This is a genomic window from Rhizobium sp. SG570, from assembly GCF_012275345.1.
Classification (GTDB): Bacteria; Pseudomonadota; Alphaproteobacteria; order Rhizobiales; family Rhizobiaceae; genus Rhizobium; species Rhizobium lusitanum.
Map to the genome: position 1 here is coordinate 418,006 of NZ_JAAZQI010000003.1, position 15,397 is coordinate 433,402.

15 protein-coding genes and 2 pseudogenes are annotated in these 15,397 nt (G+C 58.2%); 9 read left to right on the forward strand and 8 right to left on the reverse strand.

From position 1 onward, the window contains the following. Nucleotides 1–71: 71 nt before the first annotated feature. The 9 genes and pseudogenes from FHT28_RS09295 to FHT28_RS36105 all read left to right on the forward strand — a co-directional run. Nucleotides 72–866, forward strand: a complete 795-nt coding sequence (locus FHT28_RS09295; RefSeq protein WP_168596052.1) for a DeoR/GlpR family DNA-binding transcription regulator — start codon at nucleotides 72–74, stop codon at nucleotides 864–866. Beyond that, nucleotides 863–1,813: a BadF/BadG/BcrA/BcrD ATPase family protein gene (locus FHT28_RS09300; protein ID WP_168596053.1), complete on the forward strand. Its 951-nt coding sequence runs from the start codon at nucleotides 863–865 to the stop codon at nucleotides 1,811–1,813. Before FHT28_RS09295 ends, FHT28_RS09300 begins: the two co-directional genes overlap by 4 nt. Nucleotides 1,814–1,849: 36 nt before the next feature. Beyond that, complete coding sequence (locus FHT28_RS09305; protein WP_092576079.1) at nucleotides 1,850–3,103, forward strand: sugar ABC transporter substrate-binding protein; 1,254 nt, start codon at nucleotides 1,850–1,852, stop codon at nucleotides 3,101–3,103. Continuing rightward, on the forward strand, nucleotides 3,100–4,017 hold the full coding sequence (locus FHT28_RS09310; RefSeq protein WP_168596054.1) for a sugar ABC transporter permease: 918 nt from the start codon (nucleotides 3,100–3,102) through the stop codon (nucleotides 4,015–4,017). Before FHT28_RS09305 ends, FHT28_RS09310 begins: the two co-directional genes overlap by 4 nt. Further along, a complete protein-coding gene (locus FHT28_RS09315) occupies nucleotides 4,017–4,874 on the forward strand; it encodes a carbohydrate ABC transporter permease (RefSeq protein ID WP_168596055.1) in 858 nt (285 codons plus the stop codon). The genes FHT28_RS09310 and FHT28_RS09315 overlap by 1 nt, the downstream gene beginning before the upstream one ends. 11 nt (nucleotides 4,875–4,885) lie before the next feature. Further along, nucleotides 4,886–5,839, forward strand: a complete 954-nt coding sequence (locus FHT28_RS09320; protein ID WP_168596056.1) for an SIS domain-containing protein — start codon at nucleotides 4,886–4,888, stop codon at nucleotides 5,837–5,839. After that, the gene (locus tag FHT28_RS09325) at nucleotides 5,836–7,149 is read left to right on the forward strand and encodes a D-tagatose-bisphosphate aldolase, class II, non-catalytic subunit (RefSeq protein ID WP_168596057.1); all 1,314 of its coding nucleotides are present in this window, start codon (nucleotides 5,836–5,838) and stop codon (nucleotides 7,147–7,149) included. The genes FHT28_RS09320 and FHT28_RS09325 overlap by 4 nt, the downstream gene beginning before the upstream one ends. Nucleotides 7,150–7,190: 41 nt before the next feature. Continuing rightward, a complete protein-coding gene (gene ugpC / locus FHT28_RS09330) occupies nucleotides 7,191–8,249 on the forward strand; it encodes a sn-glycerol-3-phosphate ABC transporter ATP-binding protein UgpC (protein ID WP_037190893.1) in 1,059 nt (352 codons plus the stop codon). A 32-nt stretch (nucleotides 8,250–8,281) separates the two neighbouring features. Beyond that, nucleotides 8,282–8,422, forward strand: a pseudogene (locus FHT28_RS36105) (sugar kinase); the annotation flags it as partial. Nucleotides 8,423–8,598: 176 nt separating this feature from the next. On the opposite strand, the pseudogene FHT28_RS09335 reads toward FHT28_RS36105, so the two are convergent. The 8 genes and pseudogenes from FHT28_RS09335 to FHT28_RS09375 form a co-directional block, all read right to left on the reverse strand. After that, nucleotides 8,599–9,153: pseudogene (locus tag FHT28_RS09335) on the reverse strand (DDE-type integrase/transposase/recombinase). A gap of 1,368 nt (nucleotides 9,154–10,521) precedes the next feature. Beyond that, nucleotides 10,522–10,761, reverse strand: a complete 240-nt coding sequence (locus FHT28_RS36110) for a hypothetical protein (RefSeq protein ID WP_246704818.1) — start codon at nucleotides 10,759–10,761, stop codon at nucleotides 10,522–10,524. 392 nt (nucleotides 10,762–11,153) lie between these two features. Further along, nucleotides 11,154–11,234: a hypothetical protein gene (locus tag FHT28_RS36825; RefSeq protein WP_348644922.1), complete on the reverse strand. Its 81-nt coding sequence runs from the start codon at nucleotides 11,232–11,234 to the stop codon at nucleotides 11,154–11,156. A gap of 71 nt (nucleotides 11,235–11,305) precedes the next feature. Further along, the gene (locus FHT28_RS09355) at nucleotides 11,306–11,692 is read right to left on the reverse strand and encodes an ester cyclase (protein WP_168596059.1); all 387 of its coding nucleotides are present in this window, start codon (nucleotides 11,690–11,692) and stop codon (nucleotides 11,306–11,308) included. A gap of 51 nt (nucleotides 11,693–11,743) precedes the next feature. Beyond that, complete coding sequence (locus FHT28_RS09360) at nucleotides 11,744–12,517, reverse strand: SDR family oxidoreductase (protein ID WP_168596060.1); 774 nt, start codon at nucleotides 12,515–12,517, stop codon at nucleotides 11,744–11,746. After that, entirely contained in the window at nucleotides 12,510–13,538 is a 1,029-nt protein-coding gene (locus FHT28_RS09365) for an NADPH:quinone oxidoreductase family protein (RefSeq protein ID WP_168596061.1), read from the reverse strand. The genes FHT28_RS09360 and FHT28_RS09365 overlap by 8 nt, the downstream gene beginning before the upstream one ends. Further along, on the reverse strand, nucleotides 13,535–13,756 hold the full coding sequence (locus tag FHT28_RS09370; protein WP_168596062.1) for a hypothetical protein: 222 nt from the start codon (nucleotides 13,754–13,756) through the stop codon (nucleotides 13,535–13,537). Before FHT28_RS09370 ends, FHT28_RS09365 begins: the two co-directional genes overlap by 4 nt. Continuing rightward, entirely contained in the window at nucleotides 13,753–15,336 is a 1,584-nt protein-coding gene (locus FHT28_RS09375; RefSeq protein WP_168596063.1) for an NAD(P)/FAD-dependent oxidoreductase, read from the reverse strand. The genes FHT28_RS09370 and FHT28_RS09375 overlap by 4 nt, the downstream gene beginning before the upstream one ends. Nucleotides 15,337–15,397: the final 61 nt, after the last annotated feature.

The following is a 15,397-nucleotide window of genomic DNA, read 5'->3' on the forward strand; positions in this document are numbered from 1 at the left end:
CAATATTATGATTGACAGTGAGCGAAATGAGCCGTTATGTGATCACCATTGAATGACGAGAGGAGGTGCTCATGAGTCTGACCAATGGTTTGAAGACCGATCGGCTCGATCTCATACGTAGTCATCTCTATGCGAATGGGTTCTCTAGTATCCAGGATATTGCCGACGCCGTGGGCGCGTCGCTCGCTACGGTTCGACGCGATCTTCAGGTGCTGCAGGAAGCAGGCGCCATCGATCGCGTGCACGGGGGTGCCCGGATCGCGGAAGGTACTTCTGTGGAGCTGGCATTCCAGGAGCGCGAAAAGCGGCAGCTGGCCGCCAAGCGCGCGATCGCCGCGCACGCGTATGAGCTCCTGTCCCCCCGAACGGCGATCTTCCTCGATGCCGGGACGACCGTTCTGCAGTTAGCCAAGCTGATCCGCATCAATCCGATTCCTCTGCGGATATTCACGAACGGTTTGATCGTGGCTCAGGAGTTCATAAACGTTCCAAACCTCGAAGTCGTTCTGGTTGGAGGACAGCTTCGCAGCGAAAACGCGTCCCTCGTGGGTCCGCAAGCCGAAGCCATGCTGGAATCCATCTGGTTCGACCAGCTTTTCCTTGGTGCCAGCGCGATCAGCAACGATGGCGCGATCTACAGCGTCGACAGTGCAGAAGCCAGCGTCAATCGAAAGATGCTGGCTCGGTCAAACAGCAAGTTCGTCCTCACGGACTCGACGAAGTTCGGTACGACTGCGACCTACAAGGTTGCCCCACTCAGCGAGGCAAAGTTGATCACCGACGACGGTCTGTCCAACGAATGGCGCACGCAGCTCGAAAAGGCCGGTGTCGAGACTTTGTTTGCTGATCAGGGGGTGAAGTCTTGAGGCCTGACCTGATTCTCGGCGTTGACGGTGGCGGCACGAAAATGATGCTCGCTCTTGCCGACCGAAACGGCACCTTCCTTCGAACTGGCTTCGGGGGTGGTGTGAACGCCATGGACAATCCCGGTTGGCGTGACGAACTCAGTCGATGCCTGGAGCCCTTCCGTCACCAAGAAGGGTTGGTCTCGGTCGCGGCAGCCCTCCCGGTCTTCGGTGAAGTGGCGACGATTTCGCGGCAACTGGACGAGGTCGTCAACCGAGCGTTTCCCAACGCCCGCACTCGCGTCCTGAACGATGTCGATGCGGCACATCTTGGAGCCTTTGCAGGCAGGTCCGGGATACTCCTGCTCTCGGGCACGGGGTCGATGGCTTGGGCGCGAGATCGGGCGGGTGAATCTTTTCGGGTCGGCGGATGGGGCGACATTGTCGGGGATGAGGGCAGCAGCCACTGGATCGGTCGATTGGCACTCAACGCGGTGAGTCAAAGCATCGATCGGCGTTCTGCTCCGACTGCCTTGACCGAAGCGATCTTCTCTCACCTCGGCCTGGACCGGAACAATCCTATGGAGTCGCTGGGCTCCTGGGCAACAGCGCACGCTAGACGTTCAAGCATTGCCGCTCTGGCGGCGGTCGTCGATCGCACAGCGGCAGCAGGCGATGATACCGCAATTGCTGTTCTCGAATTGGCCGCGGACCAGCTTGCGAGCCACCACCTTGCGATAGCCGCGCAGTGCGAGCCGGGAGCAAACTGGACCTACGCGGGCGGAACGTTCCGAAGCAGGCTGCTTCTCGATGCACTGGCAAAGCGGATCGGCCGTCCCCCGGTTTGTCCGAGCTTGCCCCCAATCGGCGGAGCTCTTTTCGCTGCCGCCCAACTTCTCGACTGGCCCACAGATGAAGGCTGGATCGAACGCGTCGCAAAATCGGCGAAGGCGGCGTTCGAGCATTGAACCGATGCCGGGTCTAAACATAAGAAGGATGGGAACATGCGTAAGAAATTCTTGTTACTGCTCACTTCGGCCGCGCTGGCCATCGCTCTCCCTGCTGCCGCACAGGACAAGCCCCTAGCGGGTAAGTCCATCACCGTGCTGATGCCATCGCCACAAGGGCCTGACATTGCATCGGCATTCGAAGCGGAGACGGGTATCCATGTCGATTTGCAGACGCTCTCGTGGGATGACATCCGACCGAAACTGGTGACGGCCCTCGTCGCAGGCACTGCCCCCGCCGACGTGACGGAATTCGACTGGTCCTGGACGGGCCAGTTCGCAGCTGCCGACTGGTACATGCCCCTGAACGATGTGGTCGACGCTGACACGATCAAAGACATCGGTGTTGCCAAGATCTTTACCGTCGATGGCAAGCTTCTCGGGATCCCATACACCAACGATTTCCGCGTGATGCTGGTCAACAAAAAGCATTTCGCCGACGCAGGGGTCACAGAGATGCCCAAGACTCTTGATCAGCTGGTCGCAGCGGCAAAGAAAATCAAGGAAAAGGGCATCGCCACTTATCCGATCGGCCTACCGCTTTCAGCTACCGAAGGCGCATCGACGAGCTGGTATCTTCTGACGAAGGCCTTCGGCGGCGAGTTGTTCGACAAAGATTTCAATCCGCTCTTCACCAAGCCTGACTCGGCAGGTTACAGGGCGCTCGCATTTGAGCTCATGCTTCTGAAGGAGGGTCTGGTCGATCCTGCGTCTACCGGACTGAAAGATAGCCAGATCAACGAAGGTATCTTCTCACAAGGGCTCACAAGCATCATGATCTCGGGTGAACCCGGTCGCCTTGGCTCGATGAACGATCCGAAGCAGTCGAAGGTTGCCGGACAGGTCGAGGCAATCCTGGTTCCCACGGAAAGCGGAGAAACACGCAGCTTCGGTCTGCCGGAGGCGCTTGCCATTCCGAACGTTTCCCCGAACAAGGACGCGGCAGTGGCCTTCGTCAAGTGGTTCACAAGCCGCGAGTTTCAAAAGAAAAACATGGCGAACGGCTTCCTCCCGACCAGGACGTCTGCATTGAGCGAGCTGAACTCCGAAGGCAAGTTGAACAGCGGTGACGCGTTGATCGCGCAATCGAAGACCGTCGAAGCGCTTTTCCCGCAGGGAACACCTCCGTGGTATCCCCAGTTCTCGAGCGGCGTGAACACCGCGATCAACAGCGTTGCCAAGGGCCAGATGACCGTTGATCAGGCAGTGGAAAGTATCGCTTACGCAACGAAGCAGGCAATGGCGCAATGAGCGCTGTCTCCTATAGCGGGACCGCGGCGAAGAAGGGTGTCGGCCGGAATGCCGACACCGCGCTAGGCGTGCTGTTGGTGTCCCCGATATTCATAACGATGGCGGCCCTCGTCTTCTATCCGATGACGCGGACGATGTGGGACAGCCTCCATCGGATCAACCCGATGCAAGCTGGGACGCCATTCGTCGGACTTGATAATTACACTCGAATGCTGTCCGACGCCCAGCTCGGCAGCACTTGGATGAATACGCTTATCTATGTTGTGCTGGCGGTTATCGCCGAAACGGTATTTGGCGTCCTGGCCGCATCGTTGATCAACCAAATCAGGGTAGGTCGGCAGTGGGTGCTCGCGGCGGTCATACTACCGTGGGCTCTCCCGGGCGTCGTAAATTCGGTCATCTGGCTCTGGATATACCAGCCGGGCGCAGGCCTCCTGAATGGTATCCTGACATTTTTGGGACTGCCTTTCGAGAACCATGTCTGGTTCAATGACCGCACGAGTGCGATCATTGCCGTCACTGTCGTCCACGTGTGGCGGATGATGCCTTTAACGATCGTGATCGTACTGGCGGCGATGCAAAGTATCCCGGCGCACCTTTACGAAGCAGCCCGTATCGACGGAGCGACACGACCACAGATGTTCGCTCTCGTCACGTTGCCGCTGGTACGAAGCGCGATCGCTGTGTCGATGACCAACGCTACGGTGAATGCATTCAACCTCTTCGACGAGGCGTGGGTCTTGGGCGGATCAAGCCTGGAAACTCGGCCGATCCTTGTTCAGATCTATCTCGAGACGTTCCAGAACTTGCGTTTCTCCTATGGCATGGCCTTGTCGGTTGTCATCACCTTCGTCTCATTGCTCATCTCGCTCGTCTACGTTCTCCGGGTCTATCGCAACACGAGGTTCGATTGATGAAAACATCGCTCCATTATCGTGTGATGATATGGACGGGCATCGCCGTTCTGTTGGTCTGGTCTCTCGGCCCGATCTACTGGACGGTCGCCAGTTCGGTAACGCCAACGGACGACTTCTCGGTCAGGCCGATCCATTTCTTCCCGCAGCATTTCACGTTCGACCACTATTCTCGACTTCTCGGCATCAATGTCGACCGTATCGGAGGGGTCGAGGTATGGCGGCAGTTTCGACTGGCGCTTCTAAACAGCGTGATTACTTCGGCGGCCGCCACGCTTCTCTGCGTCGCGGTGTCCGCGCTCGGTGCCTATGCGTTCACTCGCATGCGCTTTCCCGGGCGTAACGTTCTCTTCGGACTGGTTGTGGCGACTCTTGCCGTTCCGGCTTACGCCGTTCTGATCCCGCTCTACCAGATCATGATCAAGATGCATCTCGTCGACACCTATGTCGGGGTTGCCCTTATTTACGTGTCTGCCTACCTGCCGCTGTCGCTCTGGCTTTTGCGCAGCGTGTTCGAGGCGTTGCCGCTGGCACTCGAAGAGGCGGCGCAGCTTGATGGGGCAGGGCGCTTGTACATCCTTTTCAAGATCGTACTCCCCCTTGCAGGCCCCGGTCTGACGGCAGCGGCGATCCTCACGTTTCTAGGGGCCTGGGGGCAGTACCTCGTGCCGCTCATTTTCTCGCCTCAGGCGACCAAGCCGTTGACGGTATTGATCCCTGAGTTCGTCACCAAGAACTTCATCGACTACGGGCTGATCACGGCCAGCGGTTCCATCGCGATCGTTATCCCGGCCTTGGTCGTCATCTTTCTCAACCGATACCTGGTCAGCGGATTGCTGGCAGGCTCGGTCAAGTAATCGGAGCTAAAATGAACACCACCGAAAAAGTCATCCGCGAGCAGTTTCCATTTTGGGAAAAGGCGCTGGGTGCGAACAGCGCGACTGCCAGACAGGACGTCCTCGTTTACGTGGGATGCGGAACTTCCTACTACCTCGCCATGTCGCTTGCCGCCTACGCGAACCGCGCCGGCCGCCGGGCTATCGCGGTTCCCGGTGCCGAATGGCTCAACCGACCCTCCTACTTTTGGCCCGACTGGAAGAACACCCATGTCGTTGCGATCTCTCGCAGCGGTGAAACGACCGAAACCGTTGCCGCCGCGAAAAACAGCCGGGAAAACGGCGCCTTCGTGACGTCACTCACCGTCGAGGCGGACAGTACGCTTGCCAAGAACAGCGATTCGGTCGTCACATCGCCGACGCATGCAGAGGAAGGTATCGTCATGACCGCCTCCGCGAGCTTGATGCTCTTGCTCGGTCTGCAGATGGTAGGCTCCGAAATCCCCGCATCGATCGTCGCTTCTGCCCAAACTCTTGCAGAGAAGCTGGATGAGCTCCTCGACTATGAAGTTCTGGACCGCGGCCATTTTGTCTTCCTCGGTGGCGGCCCCTTGTTCGGTATCGCTTCGGAGGGCGCGCTGAAGCTTTTGGAAATGAGCCAGGTTATGACGCAACCGTTTCATCCCCTCGAATACAGGCATGGCCCGATCAGCCTCGTCGACGCCAAGACGGCAGCCGTCATGCTCTACAGCACCGATCAGAAGGATGCGGAAATGAAGCTTGTCGAGGAGCTGCGCGAAAAGGGTGCCTTCGTAATCGGGATCGGCGGTCCGGGCGATATCGAACTCGCGGTCGACTTCGATCTGTCGGTTGCGGGCCTGGCTCTCCTGCCTGCGCTTCAGATCCTCGGAGAGCGGGTCGCGCAGTCCCGCGGCATCGACACCGTCCAGCCAAGGCACCTCACGAAGGTTGTGAAGCTGGCATGAGCAAGATCGTCGACCAGAACCGGAAAATTGCGTTCTCCAAGCTTTTCGGCGAACGGAAGCGAGAGTTGCCACGCGGCATCGTTTCCGTTTGCTCCGCACACCCGCTCGTCGTCGAGGCCGCGCTCCGGCGCGCCTCTGACGAGGGCAGCGTTGCCTTGATCGAGGCCACCTGCAATCAGGTCAACCAGGAAGGCGGCTACACGGGGATGACACCGGCGGTTTTCCGCAGGTTCATCGAGAGGATAGCCGAAAAGGTCGGCTTCCGTCCAGAAAACATAATTTTCGGCGGCGATCATCTCGGACCCAACCCGTGGAGGAAGCTCGCCGCCGAAGAAGCGATGTCGCGGGCTGCGAAGATGGTGGAAGCCTATGTCGAGGCGGGCTTCGAGAAGTTGCACCTCGACACCTCAATGGGATGTGCCGGGGAAGCAGCGGCTCTGCCTGATGAGCTGACCGCCGAGCGGGCGGCGCGGCTTGCGAAAGCAGCGGAGGACGCAGCGCGACGCGCCGGCCGCCGACCGCCTGTCTATATCATCGGAACCGAAGTTCCGCCTCCCGGCGGCGCGACACATGCGATCGAGGAACTCGAAGTGACGAGGTCCGACGCAGCGGCGAAGACGCTGGCTGTGCACGCGGCCGCATTCGACGAGGCGGCCGTCCCGGAGGCAATGGACCGGGTCATAGGGATCGTCGTTCAGCCCGGTGTCGAATTCGGAAATGCGAACGTGGTCTTGTATAAACCTGAAAAGGCCCGCGAACTTGCATCCAGACTCAATCGTATGCCGGGTTTGCTATTCGAGGCCCATTCTACGGATTATCAGACCGCTGAGGGACTTTCCTCCCTCGTCGATGACGGATTTGCGATCCTGAAAGTCGGACCCGGTCTGACCTTCGCACTGCGGGAAGCGTTTTACGCTCTTGATGCGATCCGAGCCATTCTCTTGCCGGAACGTACCGCAGGCAATTTGCCAGCAGAAATGGAAGCGATCATGGTAGGCCAGCCGCAGCATTGGTCGGGCCATTATCATGGCTCCAGCGATGAGATGCGATTGCAGCGGCACTTCAGCTACAGCGACCGCATCCGCTATTACTGGCCAGAGAGCGAGGCACTGCGTGCGGTGGAAAGCTTGTTTGCAGAGCTTCCCGATACAATCCCTGAAACCCTCATCAGCCAGCACATGGCTCGTGTTTACCCAGACGTTGTAGCGGGACGGGTACCGGCGCGAGCGAGGGATATCTGCCTCGCAGCGATCGACAGCGCGTTAGCGCCCTATTCGGTGGCAACGGCCACTACTCGTCAGTTGCGATAAGCGCAGCCCTCGCCGCAAAAGCGTTCAAACCGGAGATACCCATGGCGTCAGTCAGCGTCGCGAATGCTCGCAAGAGTTATGGCCACCACGAGATCCTTCACGGGGTCGACATTGATATCCAGGACGGCGAATTTGTCATTCTCGTCGGCCCGTCGGGGTGCGGGAAATCCACGCTTCTGCGGATGATTGCTGGGCTCGAAGAGATCTCCGATGGGAGAATCTCCATCGGAGGTCGCGTCGTCAACGACGTAGCGCCAAAGGAAAGGGACATTGCGATGGTGTTCCAGTCATATGCTCTTTATCCTCATATGACCGTCGAGGAGAACATGGGGTTCTCGCTCAGACTGGCAAAAGCTCCTAAAGACCAGATCAAGGCGCGCGTTCGAGAAGCAGCCCAGATATTGAGCCTCGAACATCTTCTCGAACGCCATCCCCGCAACCTGTCAGGAGGACAGCGCCAACGCGTCGCGATGGGTCGAGCTATCGTTCGCAATCCGCAAGTGTTCCTTTTCGACGAGCCGCTTTCCAATCTCGATGCGAAGCTACGCGTGCAGATGCGCTCGGAAATAAAACAGCTGCACCAGCGGTTGAGGACGACCACGATCTACGTGACGCACGATCAGATCGAGGCGATGACCATGGCCGATAAGATCGTTGTGATGCGTGATGGCTACGTGGAGCAGATCGGTTCGCCCCTCGACCTCTACGACCGCCCGGAGAACCTTTTCGTCGCTGGGTTCATCGGCTCACCCGGAATGAACTTCATCAAGGGCAAGAGCATAGGGGGCAGCTTTGTTTCAAACGATGATGTCACACTTCCGTTGCCTCCGGGGATTTCGGTTCATGATAGCCACGAGATCACTTATGGCATACGACCCGAGCACCTTGGCGTGGAGGGCGACGGCTTGAACGGCGAGGTCGTGCTTGTCGAACCGACCGGTGCCGAGACGCAAGTGACCGTGAAAGTCGGGCCTGACCAGATGATTGCAAGTGTTAGGGAGCGCCTTGACCTTAGAGCCGGCGATCATATCAAATTGTCGCCCAATCTCGCGAAGGTGCATTTGTTCGACTCGGTGAGTGGAACGCGGCTTACGTCGTAAATGTATCCGCTTGCCGGCTATGGGAGATCATATTGAATAAGATCCTAGTTATCGGAGAAGTCCTCGTCGAGATCGTCGCGCTCGAAAAAGGCTATGGCTTCCGATCTCCCATGAACCTAGTCGGCCCGTTCCCGTCCGGTGCGCCACCGATTTTCATCGACCGAGCCGCAAAACGGTTCTGTCGCAAACAGGTAGCGAACCGACCGCCGGCATTGGGATCCGTGATTTTCTGCCCTGTTTCCCTGCAAACCGTGTCTTGGTGAGGTGAAGGGTATCCAACTCTTCGGGTCCGAAAACGGTATTGCCAAGTTGTTTGAGGCTGGTCGCGTGCCATTACGGGGCGGCTATTTTACGCCGCCATTTCAGCGGTGTACCCGGCCCACAGGCCGAATGCGTCAATCCGTGCATGGCGGTACGAAATGGCGGTAAGACTGTCGCGGCGAGGGCGGGAGATCGTATTGATTTGGTCATGGGCAGACAGAAAGCGTTGCGCCTGACGAGGCGATTTGAACCGCCCCATGATCTTCTCGCGTTTTCGGGTCAACCGGTGCGAGTTTTCAATTCTGTTGTTCAAGCCCTCATGCGCCCGATGATCGGCATCAGCATCGATCGCCCGCCAGAGCCAGAACTTCTGTCCGCCGACTGCAATGACGGCCTCATCCATATGCTACTTGTCATTTGGCTTGGGGCGATCCCTGCGAATGCAGGTGGCAAAATGGCGGTCAAAGCGATTAATCCATAATCGAACAGTTTCCCGGCTGACGATCACACCGTGCTCAGCAAGCAGCTCTTCCACATCCGCCGTGCTCAGCGAAAACCGGGGATAGGCCCACACCCCATAAGCAACAATCTCACGCGGAAAGCGAGATCCCTTCAACCGGGGAAAAAAGCGCGGCAATTTCATTGCGCCTCGATACCTGATAAGCCAGCCTCAAACAACTTGGCAGTACCGTTCCGGCAGGTGATGAGCCGGCTTCCGCCGCAATTCCCCTCAGATCGGCTCGTGAGAATAGCGCGGCTTTCCGCCGGGCTTGATCTGTGGAGGCCCGCAAACTGGTTTGCAGCTCTGGCTTTGCGGCCGCTCTGATCAGTGGAAAGTCGAGCGCTCGATGACTGGGCGCTCATGTCAAACCCCAATTGCAGAGGGAATATGTATGCGTAGAAGCTTCATATCGACTGCGGACGTGGTGGATATTCTGTCCATCCAAAGGGTTTTGAGCCGGGTAGGATCGTTTGCCGATCAAAAGCGATGGGAAGATCACCGCCAACTTTTTTCGGATGAGGTGGTCATTGATTTCGGAGGTGTCAAACCGTCGCAGACCATTAGCTCCGATAATCCGATGAAACGGAACAAGGCGTCCTATAGGGCGTGAAGACCCAACACACGTTCACAAACCAGGATGTGGAGATTATGGGCGATACCGCGACAGCCACCTCAATCTGTGCAACATATGCTGCAGCTAGCGGAACTTGACGATTATCTTGTCTGGGATCTGTCCCTTAAGTTCGAAATGCAGATGTAAATAATACGCCTGTCCATCGCCGCCGCGACTTATGCTCCTACGCCGCTGCGTTTGATGTTTGAGCTCCATTGGTGATAGGTTCAAAGCTATCCAGCTGGAGCATCACCGACTTCTACCCTGCTGATGCTCGTTCGACGTAACGCAAAATTCTGGTGACAGTTGACCGACTAACACCTGCCTCTCTGACGATACAATCCGTTGACTTACCTTCGGCCTTCAGCCGCAATACGTCGTCGGATTTGTGTCTCGTGGCGGAAGCTGACGAATCATGTGCCACCCGCGTGCCGAGGGAGAGGGAGACTGTATTTTCGATCGCTGAGGTTTCGTAATCCTCGGTCTTAACGGGCGCCATAACACGCTCCTTTGCAATCATTGGACTGTCAGAATTAATGACGCCGATGTTGCTGCGAGTAAATTCAGATCTTAGGAGTATCTGATGCAAGCTTTATTCGGTACGGACGCTGAGGCGCGCATACCGGCCTCGTTGCAATACTAGTGAACCGCGTACAAAATAACTTACTCTGGAACCGACGCCATTTGAAATGCCGTCTTTTGTAAGTAGGCCCAGTTGTCTTCCCTTCTTGTTGCATTCGGTCAGAATGACTCTGCACTAAGTGGTTATCGCGTGGCCGTGCTGACATGCAGATGATCGTTATCAGATGGAGGCTTTCGCCGCACAGCGTAGACTCTGCCGAATAGAAGTGCTGCAGGAGGATCAGCGGCGTTCCTGCATCTGGGCCGAGGCGGCGCTAAGCGAAGCGGATGCGTCCAGCTTCGAGATATTTCGTGGGCGCAGCCTCCAAGGAAACGATCATTTCAATTCCTTTCGATTGCCGTGAGGATTGGTAGCGGGCGGCCACTGCGCGCCGCGAAAGAGTCGGAGCCATGGAAAGACGAGCGTCCTGCATGGCGGTCCAAGGTGCGTCGTCGGGAAGCGGAGGAATGGTCACAGGCTCGCGGCGGTCGAAGCCGACAAGCGCAGCGTCCACAAGATCCTCCACCTCCATCAGCATCGATTGGGAAAGAGTTGATGTCCTTGCCCGACCGCTCCCGGAGTTCCGTCCGTGTCGCGCCGGGGAGGACGGCTTGCATGTAGAGACCTTGACTGGAGTAGTGCGCCGTCATCGATTGGCTGAGGTTCAGCAGGAACGACTTCGAGCCGCTGTAGATGCCGTCATAGCGTTCCGGGGCGAGGGCCAGCACGGAAGAGATATTGATCACTGCCCCTTGGCCCATCTTGGCGAAGGCCTTGACGTGCATTCCACTCATTTGCACAGCTTCGTTGACAGATACAAACCGCTGTCAACGCATCTTACAGCCGGAATTGAAAATCGCGTGCCGGATGCCCTAAAGCACGACGTCCGGAAACGCGAAGAGCAAATCAAGCGTTGAAGCCGGCGTCTACACTGAGAACCGCACCGGTGATCAGACCAGCAGCCGGACCCGCCAGAAACGCCACCACGCTCGCGACTTCACGGGCTCGCCAAACCGGCCGAGCGATGTGAGGCTGCGCTCCACCTGATCAAGCCCCTCTTAGAACATGCCGTTGGAATTGGCTGCCTGCTCGGGGATCGGCTGAAGAATGTCCCAATGTTCAACCACCTTGCCCCTTTCAATACGAAATATATCGACGCCGGCAGTTCCGCGGTCCTCTTTGTTCAAATAGGCGCAAAAGTGTATTGCAACGAGATCGCCGTCGGCAATCGTGCGTTTGATTTCGATTTTGAAATCCGGAAACTGCTGGTGAAAACCTTTAACAAAGCCGACAAAGCCTTCAGGGCCGTCGGCCACCTGGGGATTGTGCTGTATATAGGTTGAACCGACGTGGGCGCTAATAGCCGAAACCGGATCCTTTTCAACAAAGGCGCGGCGGTGAAAATCCAAGGCGATATCCTTGTTGGACTGTATTCTCTCACTCATCTGTAGCTTCCTATTGACGACTAACTTTTTTGCGGGTTTCAACGCGAGGCCTCACGCCGGTCTTGGAGTAAACATGCCTGCATACATGCCGTTATCGACAACAAGGACATGACCGTTGATCGAGCGGGCAGCGCCAGATGACAGAAACAACAATGCACTAGCGACATCTTGCGCCGTGGCAATACGGCCGGTCGGGGAAACTGCCCGGAATTCGTCGCGCGAAATTCCATAGGCATCGATTGCTTCCTGCAGCATTGGCGTGTCGACGGGGCCCGGGCTCACGCAATTGCAATTGATGCCGTCGCGGCTGACCTCCATTGCCATCGCCTTGCAAAGATTGATGACGGCGGCCTTGCTGGTCGAATAGGCAAGGGCGTTGGCCATGCCGTACATGCCGGCAAGCGCGGTGGTAAAGAGGATTGCACCGCCGCCGTGCTGGCGCATGATGGGAATGGCGAGGCGCGACAGGCGAAAGGCACCGAGGAAGTTCACCTCCCAGACCGCGCGCAATTGCTCTTCCTCCAAGGTCTCTACACCGCCGGAAGTCCCGAAACCTGCGTTATTGATCAGGACATCGACGGTCCCGAACCGGCTGGTCGCCTCCGCTATGATCTTCCGGCTCAGTTCGGCGTTGCCAAGATCGCCGGACAGGCCGAAAGCCTCCGCGCCCAGCGTGCGGCATTGCGAGACAATGGGATCTAGCGACGCGCGTCCACTCAGGATGAGCCGCGCCCCCTTCTCGGCAAAGGCCAGAGCAGTGGCGAAACCAATTCCTGATGTTGCGCCGGTTACAATGACGACCTTGCCGTCGAAATCCTCAACCATTGCGGTCCTCCATGCGGCTTGCGGGCACCAGAATGATTTTGCCTCCGCCGTTTCGCTCCTCCATCAGGCGATGGGCCTCCGCGGCCTTGGCAAACGGCAGCACCTTTGCCGGTGCGAGGTCGAGACGCCCGCTTTTGAACAGCGGTTCGAAGCTCTTCAAGGCCGCAACCACGACTTCCGGCTGTCTTCTGTAATAGTCGCCCAGAAAGAAGCCCGTGACGCGGAGATTGCCTTCCAGCAATTTCGTCACGTTGATCGGGTTGGGTGTCGGCGCGGCATGGCCATAGACCACCGCGCGGCCGTTCGGCGCGAGGCAATCGAATGCGCCTTCCAGGATCCGTCCCGAGGTCGCATCCATGACGAGATCGACGCCATGGCCGTCATTGGCGGCGCGCACGGCGTCCGTCCAGTCCGGCTTAGAATAGTCGATGACGGCGTCTGCGCCACCGGCCATCGCCAGGCCGGCTTTGCTTTCATTGCCGACGCCGGCGATGATCCGCCTGGCACCGTGTGCCTTGGCAATCCTCACGATCAGGGAGCCGACGCCCCCGGTGGCACCCTGCACGAAGACCGTGTCGTTGGGTGTCAACATTCCAGAGTCCGTGAGGGCCAGAAATGCCGTCAGGCCCTGAATGGGAAGCATCGCCGCCTGTTCGGGCGAAAGCCCGTCGGGCCATGGCATCAGGCTTGCTGCGTCGACGGTCATGTAGTCGGCGTAAGCGCCCCCGGTGATATTGGCACCGATGACGCGCTCGCCGATCCGCGCGCTGTCCACACCGTCGCCGCAGCTTTCGACGACACCGGCAAATTCGCAGCCCGGATTGAAGGGCAGCGGGGTGGGCACGGGATAATGGTCGCCACGCCGCCGGACCAGATCGGCAAAATTGACACCGGCTGCGAGAACGCGCACAACCACCTCACCCGCTTTCGGCTGAGGACGAGCCAAGGTTTCAACCTGCAGAACATCCGGGCCGCCGGTTTGGTGAAAGCGGACCGACAGCATCGTTTGCGAGAGGCTCATTTCGACACTCCTTGGGTACGTTTGAACGGCAGTTGCAACAAGAACCAGATCAATCGGGGCGTCAGCAGCCGCAAAGCCAGTCTCGCCTGTTCAGGCGTAATGACGGCAGACATGGGCATCGCGCCAAATATCTTGCCTTTGATCAGCAAGTCTGCGCCCTTTGCCTCAATCGAGCTGATCGTCATGAGTTCGGTCTTGTCTGTGGTGAAGATTTTCATGCCGCGCTCACCTTGTCGAAATCGAGCCCGATCGCCTCAAAAGCCTTCATCGCGGCGGCTCTGCCTGCGCCGAATACGCCGCCGCCCGGATGCATGAACGGACCGACGAGGAACAGGCGTTCAATGCCGGGAACCGTGAGGCCACCAAGGTCGGGTGTCGGGCGGTGGGAGCCGAATTGATAGGAGTAGGGCGCGATGCCGTGAATGTCGCCCTTCTGGAAGCTTTCTGAATCGCGTTCCAGATCGAGCGGACTGTAAATCGCGCGGGCGATGAAGTTATCCTTGCCGAGATTGGTGATGAATGTGCCTGCTTTTTCGCAAAGCCAGTCGGCATAGTCTTCCTTGTAGCTGTCCCAGCGCGCGGCACCGCCATCCTTGAGGTCATAGGGCGCATAGCTGAACATCAGGAATGTCGCGTTGCCCGCAGGTGCTCTCGTGGGATCGACATTGGACGGGCAATTGGCGCCGAAAAGTGGCCTTTCAGGCAGCATGCCGTAACGCAGTTCATCAAAGGACCGCCGCAAATGTTCGAGCCGGGTCGGAAGCAGCTCCGTGATGATCGTGCCGTTCACATGGCCACCAGCCGCAAACTTCGCAGGCTCCTTCAGCGCGCCATGAACGACAAACGCGCTGAATGCTGCCGGCCGGGTTATGCGGGCGGCCTTGTCGACGTAGGGATCGAGGTTGTCGATATAGGCATGCAGACGGTGGGGGTGGAGTGCGCCGATGATGCAATCCCTTGCGAAATATTCGCCTGCCGCGGTCCGGACGCCAACGGCGCGGTCGCCCTTGACCAGGACCTTTTCGACCCTGGTTTCGGTCAGGATGGTGCCGCCATGATCGCGCAGCTGCGCAACGAGTGCGTCTGTCAGCGCACCGCTGCCGCCCTTGGCGACGCCAATGCCGTAGCGTTCGAGAAAGGCGACGAACATGAACAACCCGATGCCCGTGCCCATCTCGTCCGGGAGCTGAAGGTTTTCCGTCACCAGCTTGAGAAAATGCACCCTGACATAGTCGTTCTCGAAATACTCGGTGATGATGTCGAGGGCGCTTTTCTGCATGATCATCAGAATTTCACGGCCCTCCCGGCTCTGGTCGAGCATGGCGCTCATGGCGCCGTTGGGGATCGGGGGTGAGTAGAGGCCCGACAGAAGCATGGGGAGAATGCGGTCGCCCAATTCGGCAAGCTTGAGAAACGAGTCTGCGTCCGCTTTGGAGAAGTGCGCGATCGCGGCATAGTTCTTCGATCGGTCCGTATAAAGCGACAGCGTCTCGCCGTCGTTGAAGACGGAAATATGCGGCGGATCGGGATAGATATATTCAAGGCCGTAGCGGGACTTCAGGCCGAGTTCGTCCTTGGCAATGACCGGATTGGCCTGGATGAAGATATGGGCTGTGCTGTGCTGATCGTGCCGGAAGCCGGGCGCGGTCAATTCGCGCGTGACAACACCGCCCCCCAGCCACGGCTGGCTTTCGAGGACAAGAACGCTCTTGCCGGCTTTCGCAAGATAGGCGGCGGCGATCAGTCCGTTATGTCCCGAACCAATGGCGATGACGTCGTACGTCGTGGATGTACTCATGATTTCCTCCCGAAATGACTGTGTCCGACGCGAAGCGCTCCAGCCGCTTCACGTCATCACA

Bases quoted from the DNA above. Each gene is read 5' to 3' on its own strand.
- FHT28_RS09355 (WP_168596059.1), bottom strand. From the start codon at position 11,692: ATGAGTGAGAGAATACAGTCCAACAAGGATATCGCCTTGGATTTTCAC.
- FHT28_RS09370 (WP_168596062.1), bottom strand. From the start codon at position 13,756: ATGAAAATCTTCACCACAGACAAGACCGAACTCATGACGATCAGCTCG.
- ugpC (WP_037190893.1), top strand. From the start codon at position 7,191: ATGGCGTCAGTCAGCGTCGCGAATGCTCGCAAGAGTTATGGCCACCAC.
- FHT28_RS09375 (WP_168596063.1), bottom strand. From the start codon at position 15,336: ATGAGTACATCCACGACGTACGACGTCATCGCCATTGGTTCGGGACAT.
- FHT28_RS09295 (WP_168596052.1), top strand. From the start codon at position 72: ATGAGTCTGACCAATGGTTTGAAGACCGATCGGCTCGATCTCATACGT.
- FHT28_RS09305 (WP_092576079.1), top strand. From the start codon at position 1,850: ATGCGTAAGAAATTCTTGTTACTGCTCACTTCGGCCGCGCTGGCCATC.
- FHT28_RS09315 (WP_168596055.1), top strand. From the start codon at position 4,017: ATGAAAACATCGCTCCATTATCGTGTGATGATATGGACGGGCATCGCC.
- FHT28_RS09320 (WP_168596056.1), top strand. From the start codon at position 4,886: ATGAACACCACCGAAAAAGTCATCCGCGAGCAGTTTCCATTTTGGGAA.
- FHT28_RS09360 (WP_168596060.1), bottom strand. From the start codon at position 12,517: ATGGTTGAGGATTTCGACGGCAAGGTCGTCATTGTAACCGGCGCAACA.
- FHT28_RS09325 (WP_168596057.1), top strand. From the start codon at position 5,836: ATGAGCAAGATCGTCGACCAGAACCGGAAAATTGCGTTCTCCAAGCTT.
- FHT28_RS09365 (WP_168596061.1), bottom strand. From the start codon at position 13,538: ATGAGCCTCTCGCAAACGATGCTGTCGGTCCGCTTTCACCAAACCGGC.
- FHT28_RS09310 (WP_168596054.1), top strand. From the start codon at position 3,100: ATGAGCGCTGTCTCCTATAGCGGGACCGCGGCGAAGAAGGGTGTCGGC.